This is a genomic window from Promicromonospora sp. NPDC057488, from assembly GCF_042802395.1.
In the GTDB taxonomy this organism is placed as follows: domain Bacteria; phylum Actinomycetota; class Actinomycetes; order Actinomycetales; family Cellulomonadaceae; genus Promicromonospora.
Genome location: NZ_JBHVEG010000234.1, coordinates 1 through 8,142, shown reverse-complemented (window position 1 = coordinate 8,142; position 8,142 = coordinate 1). Strand labels below are relative to the sequence as shown.

The following is an 8,142-nucleotide window of genomic DNA, read 5'->3' as shown; positions in this document are numbered from 1 at the left end:
GAGCTTGTCGAGACCCAGGTCTCGACAAGCTCGACCACCGACGGTCGCTCGACCAGCGACGGTCGCTCGACCAGCGACGGTCGCTCGACCAGCGACGGTCGCTCGACCGGCGAGCAGGGCTACCAGCGGCCCAAGCGCTCGCTCAGGAGGGCGATCGCCACCGGGCCCGCCGTCGAGGTGCGCAGCACGTGCGGCCCCAGACGCGCGGTGACGGCCCCGGCCTCGGTCAGCTGGGCGACCTCCGCCTCGGAGATGCCGCCCTCGGGCCCCACCACGACGAGCAGCGCGCCGGCCTCGGGCAGGGGCACGTCGGCGAGGCCCACGGTGGCCTCCTCGTGCAGCACCGCCACCGCGCCGCCCGCGGCGACCACCTCGCGGGTCCGCGCGGCGAGCTGCTTGGTGCTCAGCGGCAGGTCGACGTCGGGCATGCGCGCCCGGCGGGCCTGCTTGGTCGCGGCCCGCACGGTGCTGACCCAGCGGGCCCGCGACTTGGCGGCCCGGTCCCCGCGCCAGACGACGACGGACCGCTCCGCCTGCCACGGGATGATCGCGTCCGCACCGGTCTCGGTGGCGGCCTCGATCGCCATCTCGTCGCGGTCGCCCTTGGCGAGGGCCTGGACGAGCGTCACGACGACGCCGGGCACGGGCTCGACGTCGGCCTGCTCGACCCGCAGGTGCACCTCGGCGCCGTGCACCGCCTCGACGACGGTCCGCAGGCGCACGCCCGCGCCGTCGACCACGTCGATCCGCTCCCCCGGACCCCGGCGCTGGACCACGCCGGCGTGCCGCCCCTCGGCGCCGTCGAGCACGTACAGCGAGCCCGCGGCGTACTCCGACAGCGGATGGGCGGCCGACGCCTCCGCGAGAAAGACTGGCGCGCTCATGGGCGGCGGGTCAGCGGCCGCTGAGCTTGTCGCGCAGGCGCGAGAAGACGCCGCCCTGGACGGTGGCGAGCCGCGGCTCGGGCCGCTCCTCGCCGCGCAGTGCCGCGAGCTGCTGCATCAGGGCCGTCTGCTCCTCGTCCAGGTGCGCGGGCACCTGGACCTCGATGTGCACGTTGAGGTCGCCGCGCCCGTTGGAGTGCAGGTGCCCCACGCCGAGGCCCTTGAGGGTCATGACCTGGCCCGGCTGCGTGCCGGGGCGCAGGTCGATCTCCTGCAGGCCGTCCAGGGTGTCGAGCTCGAGCACGGTGCCGAGCGCGGCCGCCGTCATCGGCACCTGGAGGGTGCAGTGCAGGTCGTCGCCGCGCCGCACGAAGGTGTCGTGGGCGCGCTCGCGGATCTCGACGTACAGGTCGCCGGCGGGGCCACCACCGGGGCCCACCTCGCCCTGCGCGGAGAGCTTGATGCGCGTGCCGGTGTCGACGCCCGCCGGCACGTTCACCGAGACGGTGCGGCGCGAGCGCACGCGGCCCTCGCCGGAGCAGTCGGTGCACGGCTCGGGGATCACGGTGCCGAACCCGCCGCAGGCGGAGCACGGCTGGTTGGTCATGACCTGGCCGAGGAACGAGCGGGCCACCCGCTGCACCGAGCCGCGGCCCTGGCAGACGTCACAGGTGCGGGCGTGGGTGCCCGGCCGCGCGCCGTCGCCGCCACAGGTGTTGCAGACCACCGCGGTGTCGACCTGGATCTCGCGCTTGGCGCCGAACACGGCCTCGGCGAGGTCGAGGTCGAGGCGCACGAGCGCGTCGTTGCCGCGCCGGGCGCGCGGGACCGGCCCGGTCGGCTGCCCGCCGCCGAAGAAGGTCTCGAAGATGTCCTGGAAACCGAACCCGGCGCCGAACCCGCCGCCCGCGCCGCCGCCCGGCGACGTCGGGTCGACACCCATGTCGTACTGCTGGCGCTTGTCGGGGTTGGAGAGCACCTCGTACGCGCGCGCGACGTCCTTGAACCGGTCCTCGCCCGCGTCGCCGGCCACGTCCGGGTGCAGCTCACGGGCCAGCTTGCGGTATGCCTTCTTGATCTGCTCGGGCGAGGCGTCGCGCGGAACACCGAGAATCTCGTAGTAGTCGGTCACAGGTCTCTCTTCGTGATGAGTTGAGTATTTAGCTGGGCAGCACTCGTGACAGGTAGCGCGCGACGGCGCGCACCGCGGCGATGGTGCCCGGATAGTCCATACGGGTGGGGCCGATAGAGCTCAGGATCGCGACGGTGTCACCGTCGGACGAGCCGTAGCCGGAGGTGACGACGGAGGTCTCCGCCAGTCCCGCCAGCCGGTTCTCGTGGCCGATGCTCACCGCCACCCCGGCGTCGTCGGTCATGTCGGTGAGGAGGCCGAGCAGGACGACCTGCTCCTCCAGCGCCTCCAGGACGGGCCGCAGCCCCTGCTCGAACCGCATGCTCGACCGCGCCAGGTTGGCCTGGCCGGTCAGCACGATCCGCTCCTCGCTCTCCTCGCTCAGCGCGGCGGTGACCACCTCGGCCACGGCGGTCGCCAGCGGGCGGTGCTCGGGCGGCATGGCCTCGGCGACGCCGGCGAACGCGTCGCCGATGTCGGCGAGCCGGCGGCCGGCCGTCGCGGCGTTGAGGCGGGCGCGCAGCTCGCCCAGCGTGCCGTCGTCGAGGTCGACCGGCACGTCGAGGAAGCGCTGCTCCACCCGGCCCGTGTCCGTGATGACGACCACCAGGAGCCGGCCCTCGGCCGTGGGCACGAGCTCGAGGTGCCGCAGCCCGGAGCGGCGCAGCGAGGGGTACTGCACCACGGCGACCTGGCCCGTCAGCTGGGCGATGAGCCGCCCGGCGCGCGCCACGACGTCGTCCAGGTCGACCGCCTCGGACAGGAAGGTCTCGATGGCGCGCTTCTGCGGGAGGGTCAGCGGCCGCACCTCGGCGAGCTGGTCCACGAACAGGCGGTAGCCCTTGTCGGTGGGGATGCGGCCCGCCGAGGTGTGCGGCTGGGCAATGAGCCCGGCCTCCTCGAGGGCCGCCATGTCGTTGCGCACCGTGGCCGGGGAGACCCCCAGCTGGTGCCGCTCCGTGAGGATGCGCGAACCGACGGGCTCACGCGTGCGGACATAGTCCTCCACGATCGCCCGCAGGACATCGAGTCTGCGTTCCTCGCTCACCGCGCTCACCTCCGTCCCCAGGTAGAACGTCCGGGACGTGTACCCGGGTTCCGGCCCGCTCTCCGACACTGCCGTCCAGCACTCTCACCAACCGAGTGCCAATCCTACGCGGCGCACACGAGCGGCCGGGTCCCCGACCCGCCGCAGGCCGGCCACGACCCCGCGAGCCGCCCGGACGCGCCGCGGCAAACCTGCCCCTGACCTGCGGGTCTTACCCGTTCGCCGAGGGCTGACCGGTCGAGCATAGGGCGATGCCTTAGACGTGCCCAGCCCTTGGCCCGGACCCGCCGCGAAAGATGCGGCGACCGCCCGATCCGCGCGACGTACCTCACAGACCAACCTGGAATCACCGCCGGCGAGGGGCCGACGGTGACACCAGGAGGAACCACCATGTTCGGTTTCACGGACTACGCCGAGTACCGCCGCAACGAGCGGGAGCTCGACCAGCGCAACGAGCGGGCCCGCGTGGCCCGTGAGCACAAGGACGCGGCCCGCCGCCAGGCAGCCGCGCAGCGCACCGCCGAGCGCAGCGCCCGGGCCAGGGCGGCCGACGCCGTCCGGCCGCGCGTCGCCTGATCCCTCGGGAGGGCGACCGTGCCGGGCAGCGGGTCGGCCCACGGCAGCGGCGGGCAGGCCGACCGAAAAGAGCGGAACGACCACGGACCGGCATGGGACGATGAGCCCATGCCGGTCCCCCGTGCCCGCCTGGTGGGCCGAGCCCCCGAGCTCGGTGCGCTCGAGGCCGCTCTCGCCGACGTCCGCTCGGGCGGCAGCCGCACCCTGGTGATCGCCGGCGAGGCCGGGATCGGCAAGACCCGCCTGCTCGACGAGCTCACCTCCCGGGCCGACGACGCCCACGTGATCGTCGGTCAGTGCGCCGACGAGGGCTCCGGCCCGCTCCCCTACGCGGCCCTGGCCGGACTCCTGAACGGCGTCGTCCGGACGATGGGCCACGAAGCCGTCCTCGCCGCGGCCGGACCCTCGGCCGGCGCCCTGTCCGCCCTCGCTCCCCAGCTCGTCGCGCCCGCGCCCGACGCCGGGGCCGACCGCGTCCCCGAGGTCCTCACCGACCTGCTCACCGGCCTCGCGGGCGAGCGCCCCGCCGTGGTGGTCATCGAGGACCTGCACTGGTCCGACGACGTCACGCGCGCCGTCGTGCTCCGCCTCGCCCGCACCACGCCGCCGGGCCTGCTCCTGCTGCTCACCTACCGCAGCGACGACGTCTCCCGCGCGCACCCCCTGCGCGTCGTCCTCGCCGAGCTCGACCGCGCCCGGCTCACGACCCGCCTCGAGCTGACGCGGCTGGGCGAGGCCGAGGTCCACGAGATGGCGCAGGACCTGCTCGACGTCGGCCTCGACGCCCAGCAGCTCGCCGACCTGGCGGACCGCAGCGGGGGCGTGCCCTTCTACGTCGAGGAGCTGGTCGGCTTCCTCGGCACCGACCTGCCCGACTCCCTGCGCGACATCCTCCTGCTGCGCTACTGGAACCTGAGCCGGGAGGCCCGGTCGCTGTGCCGCGTGGTCGCCGCCGCCGGCCCGCGCGTCTGGTACGACGTGCTCGACGACGTCCTGGCCGACCCCTCGACGGGTCCGGGACAGCGGGCCCCGCACGCAGGCGCCGACGCGGAGGAGTCCGTCCGGGAGGCGGTCGAGGCCCAGGTCCTGGTGGTCACCGAGGTCGGGTACGCCTTCCGGCACGCGCTGGTCCAGGAGGCCGTGTACGCCGAGCTGCTGCCCGGCGAGCGGCACCGCCTGCACGCCGCCTACGCGCGAGCCCTGGAGCGGGCCCTCGTCCGGCGCGCCCACTCGGTGGCGAAGCTGTCGCGGATCGCCGACCACTGGTGGCGGGCGGGGCACCTGGACAAGGCTCTGGCGGCGGCCGTCACCGGGCACCGCAAGGCCGCGGAGGGCGCGGCGTCGTCCACCGCGGTCGCCCTGGGCGAGCGCGCCATGGAGCTCTGGGACCAGGTGCCCGACGCCGAGTCCGTGGCCGGGCTGGCGCATCACGAGCTGCTCCGCACGGTCGCCGAGTCGCTGCGCGGAGCCACCCGGACCACCCGGGCCCTGGCCGTGGCGCACGAGGCGATCGACGAGTGGCCCGCCGACGACCCGGCGGGACTCGCCGGCATGCTCTCCGACGCGGCGCTCATCGCGGGCCACGCCGGATCGGACGAGGCGCCCGAGCTCATCGAACGGGCCCTGGCGCTCGTCGAGCCCGGCCGGGACGACGCCGTGCGCGGCCTGCTCCTGATGCTGCGGGCGCGCCGCGCGATGCTCGGCGGCCGGCCCCGGGAGGCGATCGAGGCCGCGACGGCGGCGTACGACGCCGCCCGGGCGATCGGCGACGCCGAGGTCGTGTCCGTCGCGCTGAACCTGCGGGGCGTGAGCCGGGTCCAGCTCGGCGACGCGGAGGGCTTCGCGGAGATCGACGCCGGCCGCGAGGCGGCCGGGGACACCTGGCACGGGCTGAGCCGGTACTACGTCAACGGGTCGGACGTCCGGCTCGTCGTGGGCGACTGGACCCGGGCGGCGGAGATCGCCCAGGAGGGGATCGGCGCCGCGCACCGGCACGGCTCGTCCGACTCGACCCGGCTCATGATCGAGGGGAACCTCGCCGAGGCGCAGATCGGGCGCGGCGACTGGGCCGAGGCCGCCGCCTGGTACGAGCGGACGATCCCGCCGATCCACGACAGCGTCTACTCCGCCTACCTCAGCGAGCGCCGGATCTGGCTCATGATGTGGCGGGGCGACGTGGAGCAGGCGCAGGCCGAGGCGCGCCGCAGGGCCCCGAGCTGGGAGCGGTTCGGGCGCCTGGAGGAGCAGATCAGGTCGCGCACCAGCGGGACGCTGGCGGAGCTCGCGCTGCTGCGCGACGAGCCGGCCGAGGCCCTGGAGGGCATGTCGGTGGTGGTCGCCGCGGACCACGTGTGCAGCCCGGCCTACGACCTGCCGCAGCTCGGCGTGGCGGCCCAGGCGATCGCCCGGCTGCGCGCCGTCGGGCAGGACGTCGACGACGCCCCGTACCGCGCGGTCCTCGCCGCGTGCGCGCACTGGCCGACGTTCCCGTTGTGGTCGGCGCTGTTCGAGGCGGAGCTCGGCACCGGGCCGTGGGCCGCCGTCGCCGACCTGCCGGGTGCCGGACCCGTGCACCTGCGCCCGTACGCGCTGTCCCGCGAGGGCGCGCGGCTGCTGGAGGCCGGGGACCGGGGCGGGGCCCGGTCGACGCTGGGGTCGGCCGTCGCGGAGGCGGAGAAGATCGGGGCGGGGCTGATCGTGCGGCAGGCGCAGGGGCTGCTCGACCGGGCGGGCCTGACCGGCCTGGCCGAGGAGCGCCGTCCTGCCGAGGGGCCGGACAGCGGGACCGACCCGCTCACCGCACGCGAGCGGCAGGTGCTGGCCCTGGTGGCCGAGGGCCTGACCAACGGGCAGATCGCCGAGCGGCTGTTCATCTCGGCCAAGACGGTCTCGGTCCACGTCTCGGCGATCCTGCGCAAGCTGGGCGTGGCCACCCGTACGGAGGCGGCGCTCCGCGGCGCCCGGTGACGCGGGAAGACACTCCGGAGGGGCGGAGATCCAGCACTCGGCCCAGGAGCCGACCTAGGCTCTCGGCGTGGTCGACGAACGGTACGGGTCCGATGTGCTCTCCCCCCAGTTTCCTGGCGCGCAGCGCGGGCGGCGGCCCACGTCGCAGCCCACGCCCGCCGAGCTGGGGCTAGTGGTCGAGGAGGTGCAGACCGGCTGGGTCGGCGCGATCGTCCGCGTCGAGAAGTCGGGCGGCATGCACGTGGTGGTCCTGGAGGACCGGCGCGGTCGGACCCGGACGTTCCCGCTCGGCCCGGGCTTCTGGGTCGAGGGCAAGCCGGTCGAGCTGACCGCGCCCGTCGTCAGCCGCGCCCCGGCGCAGCCCACCCGCACGGCCTCCGGGTCCGTCGCGGTGCACGGGGGCCGGGCGCGCGTGGCCCGCGGCAGCCGCATCTGGGTGGAGGGCAAGCACGACGCCGAGCTCGTGGAGAAGGTCTGGGGCGACGACCTGCGCATCGAGGGCGTGGTGGTCGAGATGCTCGACGGCGTGGACAACCTCGCCGAGCGGCTCGCCGAGTTCGGGCCCGACGCCGAGCGCCGGGTCGGCGTGCTGGTGGACCACCTGGTGCCCGGTTCCAAGGAGCAGCGGCTCACCGACGAGGCGCTGCGCACGGTGCCCACGGGCACCGTGCTGGTGCTGGGCCACCCCTACGTGGACGTGTGGCAGGCCGTGCGCGCACAGCGCCTCGGCCTGGAGCGCTGGCCCGTGATCGACCGCGGCACCGAGTGGAAGCTCGGCATCCTGCGCTCCCTGGGCTGGCCTGCGGAGACGCAGGCGGACGTCGCCCGCGGCTGGCAGCGGATCCTGGGCTCCGTGCGCGACTTCCGCGACCTGGACCCGGCCCTGCTGGGACGGGTCGAAGAACTTATCGATTTCGTGACCTCGGCGTAAGGCGCAGCCCCTACGGTTGGTCATATGTCCGAAAACCCGCAGGAGCCGCAGGCTCCTCAGCAGCCCGGCCCGGCGCCGCAGCAGTCCGGCCCCGCACCTCAGCAGCCGCAGGACGGCCCCGCCTACGGGACGCCGCAGCCCGCCCAGTCGCCCTACCAGGGTCCGCCGCAGGCCGGCCAGCCCTACGGCCAGCAGTACCAGCCGCCGCCGCTCACACCGTCGGACGAGCGCCTGTGGACGGTCCTCGCCCAGGTCGGCCCGTTCATCCTGACGTTCATCCCGCCGCTGGTGATCTGGCTCGTGCTCAAGGACCGCAGCCAGTTCGTGGAGCAGGAGGCCAAGGAGTCGCTGAACTTCCAGATCACCCTGCTCATCGCGCAGGCCGCTGCCTGGATCATCACCGGGATCACCTTCGGGTTCGGCGCGATCGTGTTCCTCGCGTTCATCGCCGCAGTCGTGTTCATGATCATGGCGGCCGTGGCCAACAGCAAGGGTGCCCCGTACCGCTACCCGGTGAACATCCGCTTCATCAAGTAAGGCCCGCAGGACAGCAACGACCATGCACCTGCTGCCAGCCGGATTCCGGGACTGGCAGCAGGTGCAT

At 74.5% G+C, this 8,142-nt stretch carries 7 protein-coding genes; 4 read left to right on the top strand and 3 right to left on the bottom strand.

What is annotated here, in order from left to right:
* Nucleotides 1-119: 119 nt before the first annotated feature.
* The 3 genes from ACFU5G_RS27680 to hrcA are packed head-to-tail and all read right to left on the bottom strand — an operon-like array spanning nt 120 to nt 3,064.
* Nucleotides 120-884 carry a 16S rRNA (uracil(1498)-N(3))-methyltransferase gene (locus ACFU5G_RS27680; RefSeq protein WP_377251932.1) on the bottom strand — a complete coding sequence of 255 codons (765 nt, stop codon included), beginning with the start codon at nt 882-884 and terminating at the stop codon, nt 120-122.
* Nucleotides 885-894: 10 nt separating this feature from the next.
* A complete protein-coding gene (dnaJ, locus tag ACFU5G_RS27675) occupies nt 895-2,016 on the bottom strand; it encodes a molecular chaperone DnaJ (RefSeq protein WP_377251930.1) in 1,122 nt (373 codons plus the stop codon).
* A 28-nt stretch (nt 2,017-2,044) separates the two neighbouring features.
* Nucleotides 2,045-3,064 (bottom strand): heat-inducible transcriptional repressor HrcA, encoded by a 1,020-nt coding sequence (gene hrcA / locus ACFU5G_RS27670; protein ID WP_026365419.1) that lies wholly within the window; start codon nt 3,062-3,064, stop codon nt 2,045-2,047.
* Nucleotides 3,065-3,454: 390 nt separating this feature from the next.
* On the opposite strand from hrcA, the gene ACFU5G_RS27665 reads away from it, so the two are divergent.
* The 4 genes from ACFU5G_RS27665 (at nt 3,455) to ACFU5G_RS27650 (ending at nt 8,075) form a co-directional block, all read left to right on the top strand.
* Entirely contained in the window at nt 3,455-3,640 is a 186-nt protein-coding gene (locus ACFU5G_RS27665; protein ID WP_377251928.1) for a hypothetical protein, read from the top strand.
* A 108-nt stretch (nt 3,641-3,748) separates the two neighbouring features.
* Nucleotides 3,749-6,607 (top strand): helix-turn-helix transcriptional regulator, encoded by a 2,859-nt coding sequence (locus ACFU5G_RS27660; RefSeq protein WP_377251926.1) that lies wholly within the window; start codon nt 3,749-3,751, stop codon nt 6,605-6,607.
* 67 nt (nt 6,608-6,674) lie between these two features.
* Nucleotides 6,675-7,538, top strand: coding sequence for a DUF3097 domain-containing protein (locus tag ACFU5G_RS27655; RefSeq protein WP_377251924.1), 864 nt, complete (start codon nt 6,675-6,677; stop codon nt 7,536-7,538).
* A gap of 24 nt (nt 7,539-7,562) precedes the next feature.
* Nucleotides 7,563-8,075, top strand: a complete 513-nt coding sequence (locus ACFU5G_RS27650; RefSeq protein WP_377251922.1) for a DUF4870 domain-containing protein — start codon at nt 7,563-7,565, stop codon at nt 8,073-8,075.
* Nucleotides 8,076-8,142: the final 67 nt, after the last annotated feature.